This is a genomic window from Amycolatopsis xylanica, assembly GCF_900107045.1.
In the GTDB taxonomy this organism is placed as follows: domain Bacteria; phylum Actinomycetota; class Actinomycetes; order Mycobacteriales; family Pseudonocardiaceae; genus Amycolatopsis; species Amycolatopsis xylanica.
The window spans coordinates 84,297-102,591 of the sequence record NZ_FNON01000006.1; the positions used below are offsets into that span (position 1 = coordinate 84,297).

The 18,295-nt window shown below is 67.7% G+C and carries 20 protein-coding genes; 12 read left to right on the plus strand and 8 right to left on the minus strand.

The window, feature by feature from the left end; all coding sequences use genetic code 11:
* The first annotated feature begins 3 nt into the window (after positions 1–3).
* The 9 genes from BLV57_RS27035 to BLV57_RS27075 all read left to right on the plus strand — a co-directional run bounded on the left by BLV57_RS27035 (position 4) and on the right by BLV57_RS27075 (position 7,872).
* Complete coding sequence (locus BLV57_RS27035) at positions 4–1,614, plus strand: WXG100 family type VII secretion target (RefSeq protein ID WP_091294205.1); 1,611 nt, start codon at positions 4–6, stop codon at positions 1,612–1,614.
* Positions 1,615–1,648: 34 nt separating this feature from the next.
* Positions 1,649–2,308 (plus strand): hypothetical protein, encoded by a 660-nt coding sequence (locus tag BLV57_RS27040; protein ID WP_143047158.1) that lies wholly within the window; start codon positions 1,649–1,651, stop codon positions 2,306–2,308.
* The gene (locus tag BLV57_RS27045; RefSeq protein ID WP_091293430.1) at positions 2,305–2,928 is read left to right on the plus strand and encodes a hypothetical protein; all 624 of its coding nucleotides are present in this window, start codon (positions 2,305–2,307) and stop codon (positions 2,926–2,928) included. Before BLV57_RS27040 ends, BLV57_RS27045 begins: the two co-directional genes overlap by 4 nt.
* 5 nt (positions 2,929–2,933) lie before the next feature.
* Positions 2,934–3,521, plus strand: coding sequence for a hypothetical protein (locus tag BLV57_RS27050; protein WP_143047159.1), 588 nt, complete (start codon positions 2,934–2,936; stop codon positions 3,519–3,521).
* A gap of 5 nt (positions 3,522–3,526) precedes the next feature.
* Positions 3,527–4,159 carry a hypothetical protein gene (locus BLV57_RS27055; RefSeq protein WP_091293433.1) on the plus strand — a complete coding sequence of 211 codons (633 nt, stop codon included), beginning with the start codon at positions 3,527–3,529 and terminating at the stop codon, positions 4,157–4,159.
* A complete protein-coding gene (locus BLV57_RS27060; RefSeq protein WP_143047160.1) occupies positions 4,156–4,911 on the plus strand; it encodes a hypothetical protein in 756 nt (251 codons plus the stop codon). The genes BLV57_RS27055 and BLV57_RS27060 overlap by 4 nt, the downstream gene beginning before the upstream one ends.
* The gene (locus BLV57_RS27065) at positions 4,908–5,573 is read left to right on the plus strand and encodes a hypothetical protein (RefSeq protein ID WP_091293437.1); all 666 of its coding nucleotides are present in this window, start codon (positions 4,908–4,910) and stop codon (positions 5,571–5,573) included. Before BLV57_RS27060 ends, BLV57_RS27065 begins: the two co-directional genes overlap by 4 nt.
* Positions 5,574–5,702: 129 nt before the next feature.
* Positions 5,703–6,716: a polyprenyl synthetase family protein gene (locus BLV57_RS27070; RefSeq protein WP_425426051.1), complete on the plus strand. Its 1,014-nt coding sequence runs from the start codon at positions 5,703–5,705 to the stop codon at positions 6,714–6,716.
* Positions 6,717–6,726: 10 nt separating this feature from the next.
* On the plus strand, positions 6,727–7,872 hold the full coding sequence (locus BLV57_RS27075; protein ID WP_091293440.1) for a sunset domain-containing protein: 1,146 nt from the start codon (positions 6,727–6,729) through the stop codon (positions 7,870–7,872).
* Here BLV57_RS27075 and BLV57_RS27080 read toward each other — a convergent pair.
* From BLV57_RS27080 to BLV57_RS27115, 8 genes are all read right to left on the minus strand, one after another.
* On the minus strand, positions 7,865–9,007 hold the full coding sequence (locus BLV57_RS27080; RefSeq protein ID WP_091293442.1) for an RNA polymerase sigma factor: 1,143 nt from the start codon (positions 9,005–9,007) through the stop codon (positions 7,865–7,867). The two genes, BLV57_RS27075 and BLV57_RS27080, sit on opposite strands and share 8 nt — an antisense overlap.
* A gap of 6 nt (positions 9,008–9,013) precedes the next feature.
* The gene (locus BLV57_RS27085; RefSeq protein ID WP_091293444.1) at positions 9,014–9,421 is read right to left on the minus strand and encodes a YciI family protein; all 408 of its coding nucleotides are present in this window, start codon (positions 9,419–9,421) and stop codon (positions 9,014–9,016) included.
* Positions 9,414–9,881 (minus strand): VOC family protein, encoded by a 468-nt coding sequence (locus tag BLV57_RS27090; protein ID WP_245757537.1) that lies wholly within the window; start codon positions 9,879–9,881, stop codon positions 9,414–9,416. The genes BLV57_RS27085 and BLV57_RS27090 overlap by 8 nt, the downstream gene beginning before the upstream one ends.
* 13 nt (positions 9,882–9,894) lie before the next feature.
* On the minus strand, positions 9,895–10,380 hold the full coding sequence (locus BLV57_RS27095; protein WP_091293445.1) for a pyridoxamine 5'-phosphate oxidase family protein: 486 nt from the start codon (positions 10,378–10,380) through the stop codon (positions 9,895–9,897).
* Between the two features lie 179 nt (positions 10,381–10,559).
* The gene (locus tag BLV57_RS27100; protein WP_091293447.1) at positions 10,560–11,624 is read right to left on the minus strand and encodes a 2-oxoacid:ferredoxin oxidoreductase subunit beta; all 1,065 of its coding nucleotides are present in this window, start codon (positions 11,622–11,624) and stop codon (positions 10,560–10,562) included.
* Entirely contained in the window at positions 11,621–13,540 is a 1,920-nt protein-coding gene (locus BLV57_RS27105) for a 2-oxoacid:acceptor oxidoreductase subunit alpha (protein ID WP_091293449.1), read from the minus strand. The genes BLV57_RS27100 and BLV57_RS27105 overlap by 4 nt, the downstream gene beginning before the upstream one ends.
* 241 nt (positions 13,541–13,781) lie before the next feature.
* The gene (locus BLV57_RS27110) at positions 13,782–14,534 is read right to left on the minus strand and encodes an enoyl-CoA hydratase (RefSeq protein WP_091293450.1); all 753 of its coding nucleotides are present in this window, start codon (positions 14,532–14,534) and stop codon (positions 13,782–13,784) included.
* On the minus strand, positions 14,531–14,986 hold the full coding sequence (locus BLV57_RS27115; RefSeq protein WP_091293452.1) for an Lrp/AsnC family transcriptional regulator: 456 nt from the start codon (positions 14,984–14,986) through the stop codon (positions 14,531–14,533). The genes BLV57_RS27110 and BLV57_RS27115 overlap by 4 nt, the downstream gene beginning before the upstream one ends.
* Before the next feature lie 73 nt (positions 14,987–15,059).
* On the opposite strand from BLV57_RS27115, the gene ddaH reads away from it, so the two are divergent.
* The 3 genes from ddaH (at position 15,060) to BLV57_RS27130 (ending at position 17,644) form a co-directional block, all read left to right on the plus strand.
* Positions 15,060–15,911: a dimethylargininase gene (gene ddaH, locus BLV57_RS27120; protein WP_091293454.1), complete on the plus strand. Its 852-nt coding sequence runs from the start codon at positions 15,060–15,062 to the stop codon at positions 15,909–15,911.
* Positions 15,912–16,019: 108 nt separating this feature from the next.
* A complete protein-coding gene (locus BLV57_RS27125) occupies positions 16,020–16,688 on the plus strand; it encodes a polysaccharide deacetylase family protein (protein WP_091293456.1) in 669 nt (222 codons plus the stop codon).
* Positions 16,689–16,954: 266 nt separating this feature from the next.
* The gene (locus BLV57_RS27130) at positions 16,955–17,644 is read left to right on the plus strand and encodes a glycoside hydrolase family 75 protein (protein ID WP_091293458.1); all 690 of its coding nucleotides are present in this window, start codon (positions 16,955–16,957) and stop codon (positions 17,642–17,644) included.
* The last annotated feature ends 651 nt before the right edge of the window (positions 17,645–18,295 follow it).

The following is an 18,295-nucleotide window of genomic DNA, read 5'->3' on the forward strand; positions in this document are numbered from 1 at the left end:
GTGGTGGCCGACCAGCAGATCGCGGTCGAAATCCTGCAGGCGCACAGCCGTGGATCGGAGGATCTGGCAGGAAGCTTCGGCTCACTGGCCGGTCTTCTCGAGCAGGCCCGGGTCAGCGATGACTGTTTCGGGCCGATCGGGGAACTGCTGGCCTTCAAGTACTTCGAAGGTCTGCAGGAATGCCAGGACCTGGCGACCCAGGCCCAGCACTTCCTCGAAGAGACCTCGCACAAGGTGATCACGGCCGCCAAGATGTACGGCGACGCCGACGTCGCGGCCGAAACCACCATGAAGAAGACCGGCGAAGGCCTGGACAAGGTCGGCGCCGGTCCCGGCACGCTCAACGACGTCAATCACGCCGGCGACGCGAACCGCAAGGGCTACCTGAATCAGTACGGCAGCTATGGCAGTTCGGCATGGAGCACGGTCAGCGACGCGAAAGAAGCGGCGCGCACCCAGTCGCCGCCGGACGTTGCGATCTCCGCGGTCAACTCGCGGATGGAAGCCCTGCAGTCGGTGATGAACCCCGGCAAGGCGTTCATCGAGAACGGCCTCGGCTTCTTGATCTCGATCGTGATCAGCCCGCTGATCGAGTTCATCATCGAACCCGCGATCGGCGACCCGGCCCAGATGCGCAGCACCGCCGAGGGCTGGGACAAGGTCGCCGACTGGGTCGAGAAGGCGGGTCAGCGCGAACAAGAGCGGGCCGACGGCACCAAGGACGGCTGGGCCGGCAACGCCGGTGACGCCTTCCGAGCACAGATGACCGAGTTCGGCGAAGGCGCCCAAGCCTTCGCGAACGACATTCGTGGCGTGAAGCAGATTCTGGAGATGGCCGCGGATCTCTTCGACATGTTCGTCGAGATCGTGGTCGACATCATCCAGGAACTCGTCATCAGCCTGATCATCGAATGGCTGGCCGCGTTGGCGATGTCCTGGTGCACCGCCGGTGCCTCGGTCATCGCCGCAGAGGCCACCACCGGTGTCACGGTCGCCAGGACAGGTGGCAAGCTGACGTGGGAGGTCAAGAAGCTGCTGGGCAGGCTCAAGCCGATGATCGACAGGCTGGAAAAGCTGCTCAAGCAACTGCGCAACGGCCCACTGAAGAAAGTCATGGAGCGCACGGAAAAGATGCGCGATGGCAGCTGGCTCGAGAAGAAGCTCGTGAAACAGTTCGACAAGAGCCCGATCGGCAGGATCGCCACCAAGGGTCACACCGACGAGGCCGCCCGTAAGTCGGTCGACGCGTTGAACGATGCCGCGGCACGGCATGCCAGGGAAGGCACGGACGAAACGGCGGAAGCGCTGCGCAAGGCGCGAGTCAGACTGGCGGAAGCCGGAGACTCCAGGACGGGCAACCGGTTCGCCGACGGCCGGGATCTGAGTCCCGGTTCGGATTCGCTCGGCGTCAGTCTCTTCGAGCAGGGGATCAAGACGGTCACCGGAGTGAGTGGCAGCCGCACCTTCGGCGATGCCGCGTTGAAGGCGACGATGGGCGTGGTGCCCGGCGAGGCGGTCGAGCAGGGCGTGAAGTACGGCTACAGCAAGGCCGAAGACCCGTCCACCGAGGACGAGCGGCGGGAGGCGACCGACCGTGGCTTCACCTACGAGTGACACCGACGTCTTCATTCAAGTGGGTGCGGCGTCGGTGGCCAAAGATGTCGTGCCGGATTTGCTGTGGGCCGCGTACGGCGGTGGTACCCAGTTCGATGTCAAAGGCCGTCAGAAGGACGGTAAGCCGAAGAACTCCCTGCTGCGCAAAGGAGTCAACGCGGCCGTGGGGACCGCGCTGTTCCTGTCGACGGCGGACGACTCGGTCGACTCGGCCGGCAACCCCGCGCCGCCCAAGCTCGTCGTCTTCGGGAAGCAGGCCGACTGTCTCGCGTGCCGCTACGTGGACTGCCTGATCACGGAGACACTCGACAATCAGATCTGGGTACTCGCCCCGCGCGGGCTCGTACTGGTCGCGTGGCGGCCTGACGAAGGTGAACACAGTCCGCCTAAGGGAAGTTCCCTGCTGGGTAAGGCACTTTGGGTGGGTAAAGCAGTCGCGGAAGCGGGCGTCGATACCGTCAAGATACTGAGCGGCCGTGAGATCGAGTCCCGCGACAAGTGGGCACACGGCAGGTTCGAGGCCAAGGTCGAGGTGCCGATCGCCGATATCGCGGGGATCGGCCGGGAGATCAGGGACCGGAGGCCGTGCGTCCGGCTTTCCCTGCGGGACGGGTCCGGATTCGACTTCTTCTTCGCGCCCGAGCAACCGGAAGTGCATGACTGGATGATCGCGTTGGCCAGGAGCGGTAGATGAAGCCCAAGGCGGAGTTCGTCCCGGCGCCGCTGCCCGCGCGCCCGTCACTCACGGATGATCTCCAGCGGTCGTGGATCCGGCAGGGTGAGCGACTGCTGCTGTGCCACGACCCGATCTTCGGGCGGTGCGGTGCCAGGATCGGTGCCGAAGTCCGTGTCCCGCACACGCCCGTTGGCTGGACTCCGGAACTCGTACTGGGTGACTGTCCCTGGCCGGAACCGGCCGGTGCCCCCGACCCTGTTGGGGACTGGGCTGACGATCCGGGGCTGTCCTCCTGGGTGAATGCTGTGAACCCGGAGCAGGACGCCGTCCGGATCGCGGACAACCTCGCGAGCGGCTGGGGTGCGGCGAGCATCGTGGTCACCAGTCAGCGAATCGCGGTCGTCTACGCGACGGAGCACCTTGCCGCGCCACCGGCGCCGCTCCCGGTGACCTCGGCGTGGGAGACGAGCGTCGACCGGCTCGTGGGCGCGGGAATGCCATTCATCGGGCGGAGCGTTCCGCCGCCGAGAGTCGTCCAGTTCGACTTCCGGGATGGTTCGCAGCTGCTGATCCATGATCGAGAAGGGCGGATCAGGCGGGACCTGCTCGTGCCCTTCGGTTTGACCTATAACGGGTAGAGGACATGCAGGAGACTCCAGGGCCCGCGCTGCGGGCCGCTTCCGTGCTGCCGGAGCCGGTGCTCTGGGCGGGGTATTTCCTCCGCGTGCACTACGACATCCGCGGCCTCGACCGGACCGGTGAGCCCAAGAAGTCGTTGCTGAGCCGGGGCACGGACGCGGCGCTCGACGTGGCGAACCTGTTCTTGGACGACGACCCCAATCCCAAGGATCCGCCGCCTCAGGTGATCGTGTTCGGACCGGGACCGGATTGCCTGGCGCACCGGCATGCCAAGGCGGGTGGTGTCCTGTGGGCGTTGACCCGGAGCCGTCTGGCCTTTGTGGACTCGCGGGAGACCACCCCGCCGGAGCCTGAGCCGACGTCGTTGGTCGGCAAGGCGTGGAAGTTCGGCAAGGACGTGGTCAACATCGTCAGCGGCACGGAAGCGCCTCGCGAGTGGTTCGTGAAGTCCGAGCTTCCCGCGGCGATGATCGGCGGGTTCGCGATGGGACCGCGTGGTCCTAGATTGTCCCTTGTGGACGGTTCCGGGTTCGACTTCGTCATGGCCGAACCCGAGGCGGCCGACTGGCTGCTCGCGAAGACCAGGGGGTGAATCCGATGGGACTGCTGGACTCGCTCGCACCCGATCTCCTGCTGCGCAAGAAGCGCGACTCGGAGATGGAGGAGGACCTCCGCAAGCATTGGCTGCGGCCCGGTGAAGGGCTTCTGCTGTGGCACGCTCCCATTCCCGGCTACACAGGCGGGCGCATCGGTGACGAGCTGCGGTTGCCGCACGTCCCTGTGCGGCAGGTTCCCGAGCACCGGTTCGGAAAGTGTGACTGGCCGAAGCCGCACGAGCTGACGACCGGGCCGGGCTTCGATGGGATCGACTGGGCCGACGATCAGGCGTTCTCGTATTGGTTCGAGGCGCGGCAAGGTGAGCAGGACGCGGTCTGGTTCGCCGATCACTTCACCGACGGCTGGGGTGCGGCGAAGGTGGTGCTCAGCGATCAGCGGATCGCGGTGGTCTACCACTCCGCGCAGCTTCGCGAGTCAGGACAATCGTTGCTCACCACCGCTCTAGAGTTGCCCGCTGGGCGGCTCGCGGACGTAGGGATGCCGTTCGCAGGGCGGTCGGTGCCGCCGCCGCGGGTGATCCGGCTCGGGTTCGCCGATGGTTCGGCGCTGTACCTCCGCGATGACCTCACCCGGCTGCGGGTGGAGCGCGCCTGGCAGTTGATGCGGGGATGAACATGGTGCTTGACGACAGCCAGGAACTCGGTCCGGCGTTGAAGACGAGGACCGTGCTCGGCGACGGTTTCCTGTGGGCGATCGAGGGTGCTTGCGACGGCGTCATCAACTATGACGTGCGTGGGCTCAGCGACGAAGGGGTCGTGCTCGATCCGTTGCTGGCCAGGGGTGCCAAGGCGGTCGGGCGCGGCGTCGCCGGATTCGCGGAGGGGCTGGTCGATGCCGCGCTCGGCGGAGAGGACGGGGGCGACGGCAAGCCGTTCAAGGTGCAGCCGGACTTCGTGGTCTTCGGCAAGTCGTTGGACTGTCTCGCGATCCGCTATCTCGACGCTTTCAAGAGCGGCACCTGGGCGCTCACCCCGCGCGGGCTGGTGCAGGTCGGCTTCCGGGATCTGCCGGTCGAGCCGAAGCCCGAGCCGCCGAAGGAACCCGAGAAAGAGGCGCCGAAGTCCCTGCTGGGCAAGGCGATCAAGTTCGGCAAGGCGGTGAAGGATTTCGTGGCGACCGACGCGGTCCCGGATTTCCAGCCGCCCGATCCGAAGCCGATGGTCGGCGCCGGGGTCACGGGCGAGATCCCGGCGGCGCACATCGCCGGGTTCGAGGTCGCGTCGCGACGCTGGAAGGTCAGCTGGAACTCGTGTTTCCGGCTGAACTTCGTTGATGGGTCTGGCTGGGACATGTTCATCCTCCGGGGAGACCGTGAAGCCCACGAATGGATGCTGGCGATGACCACGGCGAGCGTGCGCCGATGACCGTCAACGTCCAGCTGTTGCCGGGTGGCGTGCCGATGCCCAACGGGCTGCCGAAGCGCTACTCGGCCAAAGAAGACAAGAACGTGCACAAGTTCGTCGAGCAGGAGCTGCGCAAGGTGTGGCTGCAGCCGGGGGAGAAGCTGCTGTTCGGCCAAGTGCCCACGCTCGGCTTCCTCGGCGCGAGGATCGGGCAGGAGCGTCACGTGCCGTACCGGCCCACCAGGCCGGTGCCGGAACTGACGCTGAAGCCCGTTCGCCTGCGTCAGCCGACCGAGTTCGTGTTCAGGGACACGGACTGGACGGACGAGCCGGTCCTCTCCTATTGGGCGCACGCCGAGCATCCCGACCAGATCGCGGTCCGGCTGGCTGATCACCTCAGCGACGGTTCCGGCGCGGGCAGGCTCGTCTGGACGGATCGCAGGCTGGCGGTGACCGTCTTCAGCAAGTGGCTCGTCGAGCAGCCGGACAAGAAAGCGCTGATCACCACCGTGTGCGATCTCGGGCCCGGCCTGGTCACCGCGATCTCGATGCCGTTCACCGGGATGAGCTTCCCCGCCGTGCGCGTGGTCCGGCTCGATTTCGCCGACCGGTCGACGCTGCTGATCAGGGATGACCACGCCAAGCACAAGGTGGAGATGGCATGGCAGCGACTCGGTCACTGAGGGTGACGAGGGGGACTGTCGCGTTCATCACCGTTTCCGCAGGACAGCACGTCAACAGGTGACCAGGGGTTGCCATTACGCTGGAGAAGACCCCGACCCGGAGTTTGAGAGAGCGGAGCCGACGTGTCCATTCAGGGCGGCACCATCGAGGACCTGCGCGCGACCGTCGGCCTGTCGATCGCCGACGAGCCGCTGCTGCGAGCCATCGCTGGCGGCCTTGGCGACGTCGAGGCCCTGCTGCGCGAGGTCGTGCGCAGTGAGGTCAAGGCCGTCAACGACGCGGCTACCCACCTGGTCGAGGCCGGTGGCAAACGTTTTCGTCCCATGTTCACGCTGCTCGCGTCGCAGTTCGGGGTGAAGCAGGACGACCACGTCATCATCGCGGCCGCGGCCGTCGAGCTGGTGCACCTCGCGACGCTGTACCACGACGACGTGATGGACGAGGCGACCATGCGGCGCGGCGCGGTCAGCGTCAACGCGCGCTGGGACAACACCATCGCCATCCTGACCGGGGACTTCCTGTTCGCGCACGCCTCGCGGCTGGTCGCGGACCTCGGCACCGACGCGGCGCGGATCATCGCCGAGACGTTCGGCGAGCTGGTCACCGGGCAGATGCGGGAGACCGTCGGGCCCGTCGACGGCGAGGACCCGGTCGAGCACTACCTGACGGTGATCGCGCAGAAGACCGGTTCGCTGATCGCCACCGCCGGCCGGTTCGGCGGCATGATGTCCGGCGCACCTGACGGATACATCGACGCTTTGCGGCGCTTCGGCGACATCATCGGGACCGCGTTCCAGATCTCCGACGACATCATCGACATCGCCTCGCCGTCCGACGAGTCGGGCAAGGTGCAGGGCACCGACCTGCGCGAAGGCGTCAGCACGCTGCCGATGCTCTACGCGCTCGCCGACCCGTCGACCGACCCACGGCTGCTGGAGCTGCTGCAGGGCCCGATCGAGGACGACGATCTCGTCGCCGAGGCGCTCGAGCTGCTGCGCTCGTCCGCGGGACTGGAGCAGGCAAGGGCCACTCTTTCCGACTACGCTCGTCGGGCGCGTGCCGAGCTGGCCGCACTGCCCGCTTCGCCAGCCCGCGACGCGTGCGAGTCGGTCGCCGACTACCTGGTCGCGCGAACGCGGTAGGGAGGCCGGAGTGTCGATTTTCGGGCAGGTTTGGCTGTGGAGCCTGCTGGCCTTCATCGTGGGGGCGCTGCTCACCTGGCTGGTGCTGGTGTTGCCGGCCCGCAAGCGCATTCGTGAGCTGGAAGCCACGCTGACCGCGGTGCACGCCGAGCGGGCCTCGGCGCGCCAGGAGCCCGCGGCGGAGCAGCCCGCGACGCTGGTGGAGACGCCCGCGGTCGAGCGGCAGCCCTGGGAGCCGCAGGCCGTCGCGCAGCAGGACCAGTGGCAGCCCGAGGACGAGCCGGAGCTGACGCGCCAGCTGGACTCGCAGGAGCTGACACGGCAGCTGGAGCCGGAGCCCCGGCTCTGGGAGCCGGAACCCGTCGCGCAGGAGCAGTGGGAGCCCGAGCCGGTCGCTCAGGTCGCCGAGGCCTGGGAGCCCGAGCAGGAGTCGGAGCCCGAGCAAGAGGCTTGGGAGCCGGAGCGGACCGAGGTCCGTTCGGTGCTCGAGGAGCAGCCGCCGACCGAGTACATGCACATCTCCGAGGCCGACGACGAGCCGGAAGGCTCGCTGTTCCAGAAGCCGTCGGCGCCGGAGCCGGACTGGTTCGACCGCGAGCCGCTGCCCGAGCGCTCCGCGTTCGAAGAGGCGCCGCGCTTCGGCGGCATCGAGCCCGCCGACGAGACGACCGCGTTCGACAGCGTGGAGAGCGGCGAGCTGCCGGTCGAGCCGGAAGAGACCGCGATGGAGACCACCCAGCTGCTGCCGAAACGCCAGCGCGGCGAGTCGATCAGGGGCGGCTTCGAGCCGCCTCGGCCGATCCAGCCGTCGATGCGCGCGGTCGAGCGGCGTGAGCCGTCCTCGTCGGAGACCACGGGCATCCACAGCGGCTCGCTGTTCGAGCCGACCGTGCAGCCCAACCACGTCGCGCCCGAGCCGCCGCCCGCGCGGCACCAGGCCGTCGACCAGTCGGTGCCGCCCGGCCCGTTCGGTCCCGGCTCGGCGATGCCGCGTCCCGGTGGCGCGCCGCCGTCGGAGGACTTCGCGGTCAAGGCCAGCGTGACGGCGCTGCGGTACTGCACGGACGAGTCGCCGCAGTTCCCGCGCATGGTCGCCGAGGTCTGGTTCCGCACCGCGGCGGACGCCGAGCGAGTGGGCTTCCGGCCGCTTACCTGACCTGGGCGTTGAGCCGGGCGGCTTGCCGGGTCAGGTGAGCGCGTTCGGCCAGGTTGGCGGCTTTTTCGGCGGCCTCGGCGTAAAGCCGGGCCGCCGTTTTCACGTCGCCGTCGCGCTCGTGGAGATACGCCGCCACCGCCGTGTGCCGGGGCAGCGAGTCGTCGACTGCGGCCAGCGCCGTCAGGCCAGCGCGCGGACCGTCGGCCTCGCCGACCGCGACCGCGCGGTTGAGCCGGACGATCGGGCTGTCGGTCAGCTTCGCGAGCTCGTCGTACCACTCGACGATCTGCACCCAGTCGGTCTCTTCGGCCGTCTGCGCGTCCGCGTGCAGCGCCGCGATGGCGGCCTGTGCCTGGAACTCGCCCAGCCGGTCGCGGGCGAGCGCCGCTTGCAGGATGTCGACGCCCTCGGCGATCGACCGGGTGTCCCACCGGCCGCGATCCTGCTCGGCGAGCGGCACCAGGCTGCCGTCCGGCGCGGTCCGCGCGGCGCGCCTGGCGTGGTGGAGCAGCATCAGGGCGAGCAGCCCGGCCACCTCGGGGTGATCGAACTCGGCCGCGAGCCTGCGGGTGAGCCGGATCGCCTCGGCGGCCAGGTCGACGTCGCCGGAGTAGCCCTCGTTGAACACGAGATAGAGCACGCGCAGCACGGTCGCGACGTCGCCGGGCTGGTCGAACCGCACCCCCGAGATGGTGCGCTTGGCACGGCTGATGCGTTGCGCCATGGTCGGTTCCGGCACCAGGTACGCCTCGGCGATCTGCCGGGTGGTCAGGCCGCCGACGGCGCGCAGCGTGAGCGCGACCGCCGACGACGGGGTCAGTGACGGGTGGGCGCAGAGGAAGTAGAGCTGCAGGGTGTCGTCCACGGCGGGCGCGGGCTCCGGCGCGGGTTCCTCGTCGACGAGGTCCTCGCGACGGCGGCGAGCGGCGTTCGCCTTGGTCGCGTCGAGGAACTTGCGCCAGGACACCGTGATCAGCCAGCCCTTGGGATCGCGCGGCGGCTCGGACGGCCAGACGCGGACCGCCTCGAGCAGCGCGTCCTGGACGGCGTCCTCGGCCGCCGCGAAATCGGCGCCGCGGCGGACGAGGATGCCAAGGACGTTCGGCGTGAGTTCGCGCAGCAGCAGCTCGTCCACCGGCGCTTACTCCGTGATCGTGGGCTGCTCGCCGTAGAACGGGCGCAGTTCGAGCCATTCGTGGATCGGCTTCCCGCCCGCTCCCGGCGCCGCCGACAGCTCGCCGGCCAGTTCGAGCGCGCGTTCCCAGCTGTCGACGTCGATGATCATCCAGCCCGCGATGAGATCCTTGGTCTCGGCGAACGGGCCGTCGGTGACGGGCGGCCGGCCTTCGCCGTCGTAGCGGACCCAGGTGCCCTCGGGCGCGAGTGCCTGTTCGCTGACGAACTCGCCGGTCTCCACGAGCCGGTCCGCGAAGTCGCGCATGTACTGGATGTGCGCCGAGATCTCCTCGGGCGTCCACTGGTCCATGGGCGCGTCGTTGACCGAGGCCGGAGCGCCGCGGTAGTGCTTGAGCAGCAGGTACTTAGCCATTGTTCTCCTCCGCGAGCGCGATGATGACGCCTTCGGGACCGCGGAGATAACCCATCAGGCAGACGCCCGGGATCTGCACGATCTCACCGATGAGCTCGGCGCCGAGCGCGCGCAGCCTGGTCACCGTTGCGTCGATGTCGTCGACGGCGAACAGGAGACGGCGCAGTCCCAGCGTGTTCATCGGTGCGTTCGGATCGCTCGCGGCGGCCTTCGGCGAGTGGTAGCTCATCAGCTCCAGCTTGCTGTGGCCGTCCGGGGTCCGGACCATCGCGATGTCGACCTTCATGTCCTTGAGGCCGACGATCCGTTCCGCCCATTCACTTTCGACCGTCATCCTGCCCTCGAGCTCCAGGCCGAGTTCGAGGAAGAATTCGACCGCGGCGTCGAGGTCTTCGAAGACGATGCCGACGTTGTCCATGCGCTTGACCGTCACGCGGCCAGGGTAGTTGCTCTCGTTCATGATGATCTCCGTTTCAGGCTTCCTGGCGGGCCATGAGCTCTTCGATGGCCGTCGGCAACGTGGTTTCGAAGTCGATCAGCTTGACCCAGGTCGGCTTCACGACGACGCGGACCATGCCGTCGTAGAGCGCGCGCACGCCTTTTTCCCACTCGGCGCGCTGCTCGGGGGTCATCTCGTAGGTGCCGTTCCAGCGCATGTACTCCTCGGGGATGCCGTCGACCTCGTCCAGCTCGGCCTCGCCCCGGATGAGCAGGACCTTGGGCGGGTGCGACTCGGTGTCGATGGTGAGCGCGACGGCCGGGTTGCGGCGCAGCGCGGGCAGCTTCCGGGCGTTCTTCGCGGTGCACATGACGATCTCCGTGCCGTTCCAGTAGATCCCGATCGGGATCGAGCGCGGAGTGCCGTCGAGCGCGACGAACGCCAGCCTGGCGAGGTCACGGGCCAGCAGTTCCTTGCTGTACGGGCGGCTCAGGATTTCGTCGATCCGGCTCTGCTCCATGGTGGTCTCCTCGGTGCCTCTTGGTCGGGACACCGCAGGGACGAAGCTGGGTTCTCGGACTCGACATCCGACTCATGTGACCTGGGTCACACCCGCGAAGGAGGTCCCGAAAGCCCGAAAGCCACTTTCGTCAGATGCGATCTGACGAAAGTGGCTTTCGGGCTAACGCGAGTATTGGTTTAGACCACTGTCCAGGTGTCTTTGCCGGTGAGGAGCTGCTGCAGGTTGGGGGCCTTGGCCTGGGTGGCCGCCTCGACCTGGGCGCGGGCCTGGTCGTCGTAGGTGGGGCGGTCGACCTGGCGCAGGATGCCGATCGGGGTGTGGTTGAGGTTCTGGTCCCCGATGCGGGACAGCGCGAACGCGTAGGCCGGGTCGACGATCGTCGGGTCGTGCACGACGAGGTTCTCCTCGCCGATGTTGGCGACCTTGCCGACCTCCAGCCCGCCCCAGCCGCCGCGGGTGACGCCGTATTCCTGCTCCGGGCCGAAGCGGATCGGCTCGCCCGCCCTGAGCGGGATGAGCCGCTGGGCGGCCTCGTCCTTGTCCTTGAGCACGTCGAACGCGCCGTCGTTGAAGATCGGGCAGTTCTGGTAGATCTCGACCAGCGCCGAGCCACGGTGCGCGGCCGCCGCCTGGAGCACCTCGGTCAGGCCCGCGCGGTCGGAGTCCAGCGCGCGGCCGACGAACGAGGCCTCGGCGCCGATCGCCAGCGACAGCGGGTTGAACGGGGTGTCGACCGAGCCATAGGGGGTCGACTTGGTGACCGTGCCCTGGTCCGAGGTCGGCGAGTACTGGCCCTTGGTGAGGCCGTAGATCCGGTTGTTGAACAGCAGGATCTTCAGGTTCACGTTGCGGCGCAGCGCGTGGATCAGGTGGTTGCCGCCGATGGACAGCGCGTCGCCGTCACCGGTGACGACCCACACCGAGAGGTCGGGCCTGGTGGTGGCGAGACCGGTCGCGATCGACGGCGCGCGGCCGTGGATCGAGTGCATGCCGTAGGTGTTCAGGTAGTACGGGAACCGCGACGAGCAGCCGATGCCCGAGATGAACACGATGTTCTCGCGCTTGAGCCCGAGCGTCGGCAGGAACGACTGGACGGCGTTGAGCACGACGTAGTCGCCGCAGCCGGGACACCAGCGGACCTCCTGGTCCGACTTGTAGTCCTTGGCCTTCTGCGGCTCTTCGGTGGTGGGGACAAGGTCCAGGCCGCCTAGCACGGGCAACCCCAGATCGATCGCGGTCACTTCGCAGCCTCCGTGATGATGTCGGTGAACACGCCCTGCAGCTCTTCGGCTTTGAAGGCCATGCCGGCGACTTTGGTGTGACTGTGGACGTCGACGAGGTACTTGGCCCTCAACAACATCGCCAGCTGACCCAGGTTCATTTCCGGAATCACGACAGTGTCGTAAGACCGCAACACATCACCGAGGTTCGCCGGGAACGGGTTGAGGTGGCGCAGGTGCGCCTGGGCGATCGGCAGGCCGTTCTTGCGCACGCGGCGGCACGCGGCGCCGATCGGGCCGTACGAGGAGCCCCAGCCCAGCGCCAGCACCCTGGCCTTGCCGCCGGACGGGTCGTCGACCACCACGTTCGGCACGTCGATGCCGTCGATCTTGGCCTGGCGGATCCGGACCATCTTCTCGTGGTTGTCCGGGTCGTAGGAGATGTGCCCGGTCTTGTCGGCCTTCTCCAGGCCGCCGATCCGGTGCTGCAGCCCCGGCGTGCCCGGCACGGCCCATGCCCGCGCGAGCGTCTCGGGGTCGCGCAGGTACGGCCAGAACTCGCCGGACCCGTCGGTGGCGTTGGGCTCCTGGGCGAACTCGACGCGCAGGTCGGGCAGGTCCTCGACGTTCGGGACCAGCCACGGCTCCGAGCCGTTCGCGATCGCGCCGTCGGACAGCAGCATCACCGGCGTGCGGTACTTCAGCGCGATGCGGGTCGCCTCGACGGCGGCGTCGAAGCAGTCGGCGGGCGAGAGCGGCGCGACGATCGGGACCGGGGACTCGCCGTTGCGGCCGAACATGGCCTGCAGCAGGTCGGCCTGCTCGGTCTTGGTCGGCAGGCCGGTCGACGGCCCGCCGCGCTGCACGTCGATCACGACCAGCGGCAGCTCGGTCATCACACCGAGGCCGACGGCTTCGGACTTCAGCGCGACACCGGGACCCGAGGTCGAGGTGATGCCCAGCGCGCCGCCGTAGGAAGCGCCGAGCGCGGCGCCGATGCCGGCGATCTCGTCCTCGGCCTGGAAGGTGAGGATGTTGAAGTTCTTGTGCTTCGACAGCTCGTGCAGGATGTCCGAAGCCGGGGTGATCGGGTACGTGCCGAGGAAGATCTGCAGCCCGGACTGCTGCCCGGCGGCGATCAGGCCGTAGGCGAGCGCGGTGTTGCCGGTGATCTGGCGGTAGGTGCCCTGGTTGAGCTTCGCGGGCGCGACCTGGAACGTGGTCGCGAACGACTCGGTGGTCTCGCCGTAGTTCCAGCCCGCGCGGAAGGCCAGGATGTTCGCCTCGGCGATGTCCGGCTTCTTCGCGAACTTCTCGCGCAGGAAGCGCTCGGTGCCCTCGGTCGGCCGGTGGTACATCCACGACAGCAGGCCCAGCGCGAACATGTTCTTCGCGCGCTCGGCGTCCTTCTTCGACAGCCCGGTCTCTTCGAGCGCGGCGCGGGTGATGGTCGCCATCGCGATCTTGTGCACCTGGAACGACTCGAGCGAGTCGTCGGTCAGCGGGTCGACGTCGTAGCCGACCTTCACCAGGTTGCGCTTGTTGAACTCGTCGGTGTTCACAATGATCGTCCCACCGTGCGGGACGTCCTTGAGGTTCGCCTTGAGCGCGGCGGGGTTCATCGCGACGAGCACGTCGGGGCGGTCACCCGGCGTCAGGATGTCGTAATCGGCGAAGTGCACCTGGAACGAGGAGACACCGGGGATGGTGCCCTGTGGTGCGCGGATCTCCGCGGGGAAGTTCGGCATCGTGGACAGGTCGTTGCCGAAGGCCGCGGCCTCCGAGGTGAACCTGTCACCCGTGAGCTGCATACCGTCACCGGAGTCACCCGCGAAGCGGATCACCACCCGATCCAGTTTGCTGATCTCCGTGTGCCGGGTGGGAGACAGTGACGCAGGTGCTGATCCGTTGCCATTGCCGTTCGCAGTGGTGCTCATGGGTCAGGGAATCCCTCTCTCCCGACTGGCGCTTCCCGTCCGCGGCGATGTCGGCTGGATCACCACGTAACTACACCACGAGGTTAGCTCGTGATTTTCTCTGTGGCTGCTGGGTGTGCCCCCTAAGCCACTACGCGGTACCCCTGACTGCTCACCGCTGAGCAGGAAACCGGGTATGTGTAACTCATGGTAACGGGTAAATGCTTCGGTCGGGCTGTGACCCCTGTCTCCGGCTGGTCCGTCAGTGTTCGCGGATCCGGGCTTTGACCACGGCCAGTCGCTCCGCGAACGCCGCCGATTCGAGCGACGCTATCTGCGGGGTGATCTCAGCGTCGACGGCGTCCGCATGCTGGGAAAGCGTACGCGTGAGTCCTAGTGTCCTCTTGGTGGCGAGCACGAGTTCGCGTGGAGCCTCGGTTGACGGCTTCGCGAACGCCAAAACGGCTTCCAGCAGGTCGGAATGATCTCCATCGACGATTTTCAGCGCGAGACCGGCCTCGACGGCCTCGGTGGCGGTCAGGCTCTGGCCGAACAAGGTCATCGCGGCGGTGCGTTGATAGCCGACCAAATGCTGGGACATCCAGGTCATCCCGCCACCCGGGTGCAGGCCCAGTTCGAGGAACCGCGGGATGAACTTGGCGCGCGGCCCGACGATGCGCACGTCCGCGGCGAGCGCCAGGTTCAGCCCGGCGCCGACGGCCGCGCCGCCGACCGCCGCGATGGTCGGCAGGGTGCACCGGGCGACGGATAAGAAGCCGTCATAAATTGCCCGCAAACCCGCTTCTTTAGCCGCACCTAAGGCACTGAGATCCGCGCCGGCGCAGAACGCGGGCGGGGTGCCGGTGACGACCAGCGCGTGGACGTTCTCGTCCCGTTCGGCGTCGGCGACGGCTGCGGCGAGCTGTGCGGACAGGTCGAGGGTGAGCGCGTTGCGGCTGTCCGGCGCGTCGATCGTGACGACGGCGACCTTGCCTTCGCGGCTGCTGCGGATCATTCCGGGTTCCTATCAGGTGTCGGCGGGCGCTCCAACAGCCGCGAGAGCACGACCGTCGACACCGTGCGGTCGATGATCTCCAGCCCGCGCAGCCGTTCCAGCGCGGTCTCCAGGTGATGGATGTCGGCGGCGCGCAGGTGGACGATCGCGTCGGCCGCGCCGGAGACCGTGTACGCGGCGACCACCTCCGGCAGCGGTTCGAGCCGGGCCCTGATCCGCGCGGGCGCGATGTTGCCCTGGCAGTGCACCTCGACGAACGCCTCGGTGCCCCAGCCCAGCGCCTCGGGGTCGACGACCGCGGTGAAACCGCGCAGCACGCCCGTTTCGAGCAGTCTGTCCACCCTCCGTTTGACCGCGGGCGCGGACAGGCCGACGACTTTGCCGATGTCGGCGTAGCTGGAACGCGCGTTGGCCACCAGGCACGAAATGATTCGCTGGTCGATGGTGTTCACACGCAATGTTTAGCAGGTATATGCGCAGCAAACAGCGATTGATTGCGGATTAGGTGAGCCTTACCCTTCAGTCATGCAGGTAGCCGTGCCGCAGGACCAGACGCGAGTGCCCACGACCCGTCGATACCTCATGTGCCCGCCCAGCTTCTTCGCTGTCGAGTACGTCATCAACCCCTGGATGGACCCGTCGCAGCCGGTCAGCGTCGAGCTGGCGGTTCAGCAGTGGACCGAGCTGCGCGACACCTACCGCCGCCTCGGCCACACCGTCGAGGAGATCGAAGCCCAGCCCGGGCTGCCCGACATGGTTTTCGCCGCCAACTCCGGCACGGTCGTCGACGGCCGGGTGCTCGGCTCGCGTTTCCGCGCGCCGCAGCGTGCCGCCGAGGCCGAGCACTTCCGCCGCTGGTTCGTCGAACACGGCTACCGCGACATCACCATGCCCGAGAAGATCAACGAAGCCGAAGGTGACTTCGCCTGGACGGGCAAGCTCCTGCTCGCGGGCACCGGCTTCCGCACAGACCCGGCCGCGCACGCCGAGGCGCAGGAAGCCCTCGGCGTGCCGGTCGTTTCACTTCGCCTGATCGACCCGAAGTTCTACCACCTGGACACGGCGCTGTTCGTGCTCTCGGAGGCCACGGACGCGGCGCCCGCGCAGGTCGTCTACTACCCGCAGGCGTTCTCGCCCGGCTCGCAGCGCGTGCTGACCAAGCTGTTCCCGGACGCCGTGCAGGCGACCGAGGCCGACGCGCTGTGCTTCGGGCTCAACGGTGTCTCGGACGGGCGGAACGTCGTGCTCCCGGTCGAGGCGACCGAGCTCGGCGCGCGGCTGGCCGAGCGCGGGTACGAGCCCGTCTACGTGGACATTTCCGAGCTTCGCAAGGCCGGTGGCGGCCCGAAGTGCTGCACCATGGAGATCCGCAAGTAGCTGGTCTTTGAAAGTTTTAGTAATTAGCTGGCAAGGCGCCGTAACTGTTCGGCGGTCGAACGCGATTAATCGTGAACTAGTCCGTTCGGCTGGTCGAGAGAGGTGCGGATGCCAGCTACCGTCGTAAACCTCACCGTGCACGGGATCGGCAGGCCGGAGCGCCCGCTCGATCCCGGCGAGAACGAGAAGTGGGTGACCGTCGAGCAGTTCGAGCAACTGCTCGACGCGGCGGCCGGGATCGACAACGTCCACCTGACCTTCGACGACGGCAACGCCTCCGACGTCGAGATCGCGCTGCCCCGGCTGCTCGAGCGCCGCCTCAAGGCCGAGTTCTTCCCGGTCGCCGGCGAGATCGGCGCGCGGGGCCGCATCGACAGGGCAGGTGTGCGCGAACTCGTCGCGGCCGGCATGTCGGTCGGCTCGCACGGCTGGTCGCACCGCGACCTGCGCCGCCTCGACGACAAGCACCTCTCGCAGGAGCTGACCGACGCGTCGAAGTACCTCTCGGAGCTGACCCGCCGCCCGGTCAAGCGCGTCGCGCTGCCGTTCGGCTCGTACGACCGCCGCGTCCTCGACCGCCTCCGCAAGGCGGGCGCGACCCGCGTCTACACCGGCGACGGCGGTACGGCCCGCGCGTTCACCTGGCTCCAGCCGCGCACGAGCGTCCCGCACGACCTCGACCGTCGGTGGATCGACGACACCTTCGCGGGCGCACCCGGCCTGTACCGCCAGGCGACCCGCGCGGCCGCGCGCCTGGTCCGCCTCGCCCGCATCTGACCCCGGGGACCGACCAAACCCCGAAAGTGGCTTTCGTCAGATGCGATCTGACGAAAGTGGCTTTCGGGGTATCGGACCTGACGAAAGCCACTTTCGGGGCTCTGGGGCATGGGCGAGGTTTGGGCGGGTTCGGCTCCCGGTGGGCGGGAGGTTACGGAGCGTGGGAAAAAAACAACCCCCATTCGTCGGTTGAATTGACGGACGGTGTGGGTGCATTGTGTTCCGCATCACGAAGTAAGGAAACCTTCCTAACAAAGGGGTGCTTGATGCGGAAGCTGATCCTGCTCGCGTCGATGGCGTTGGCCGCAGGGCTCGCGCCGGCCGCGATCGCTTCGGCCGCCACCACCGAAAGCGCTTCCGACGTTCAGATCCAGGCGGGCCCCACCGCGCAGCAGTTGCTGGCGAAGGTGGCGAGCTGCAAGCAGATCTCGAACGGCAAGTACAAGACCGACGACGAGACCGGCAAGACGGTCGCCGTCTGCGACGCGGGCCAGGCCGTGTTCTGGAAGGCCGACATGGACATCGACTGCGATGGCCAGGTCACCACGAAGTGCAACAAGAACACCGACCCCTGGTTCCAGCCGGACACCGCCTTCCACCGCTCCGACGGCAAGCCGCTGGTCGCCGACCAGACCCCGTACATCGTGGTGCCGAGCGTGAGCAGCACCTGGAACTACCAGTCCTCCGGCCTCAAGGGCGCGGGCTCGTGCGCGGTCATCTACAACAACAAGGTGCTGTACACGGTCATCGGTGACACCGGCCCGACCGGGATCATCGGCGAGGCCTCGTACGCCACCGCGGTCGGCCTCGGCATCAACCCGAACCCGGCCAACGGCGGCACCGACTCCGGCGTCACCTACATCTGCTTCAAGAACTCCAAGGTTTCCCCGATCGAGAGCAAGAGTGCGGCGACCTCCACCGGCGAGAACCTCGCCACGAAGTTCGTCAACAGCTGATCGGGGACGGCTTAGCGGGCTTTGCCCGGCGTGCGGCGCGCCGGGCAAGGCCCGCTTTGTCTTTGCTTGGCTAGGCGCACGTCCCACCCAGCCTCGCCCGGAAGCGCGGCCTTCGCCCGGCCTGGCCTTTGTATGAAGGCTCCCCTCATCCAGCTTCGCGTATGAAGGGAGCCTTCATCCAGCTATTCGTGATGAAGGGAGCCTTCATACAGCTCGCTTTGGATGAGGGGAGCCTTCATACAGCCTGAGCTGGGTGAGGGAGGCCTTCACCCAGCTCGCTGGACACCTTGCCCGTTCACCCGCGACACCCGCGACCCGCCTACCCAGGCGGGATAAAGCCCGCTTTATCCCGCCTGGGGCAAAGGGGTCGTGAGCGTTGCGGGCGGTTCTATTTGGGCGGAAGGTCAAACGTGGCGTGTCTGGTTTGCTCGGCCGCGGCCGGGGTGGCTGTGTGAGAAATGCGTCGTTGAACGACGCAAAACCCGCACAGTCAACCCGCTTGACCGCCCAGGCCCAGGTATGGGCTGACGGAGTTGCTTTTGGGCCATCAGGTGTCCCAAAAGCAACTCCGTCGGGCCTGCGGCCGCTGATTCTCAGCAAGGCCGAGACGACTCGCGGCCTGCAACGCCGGAGTCGCACCTACGCGACGCT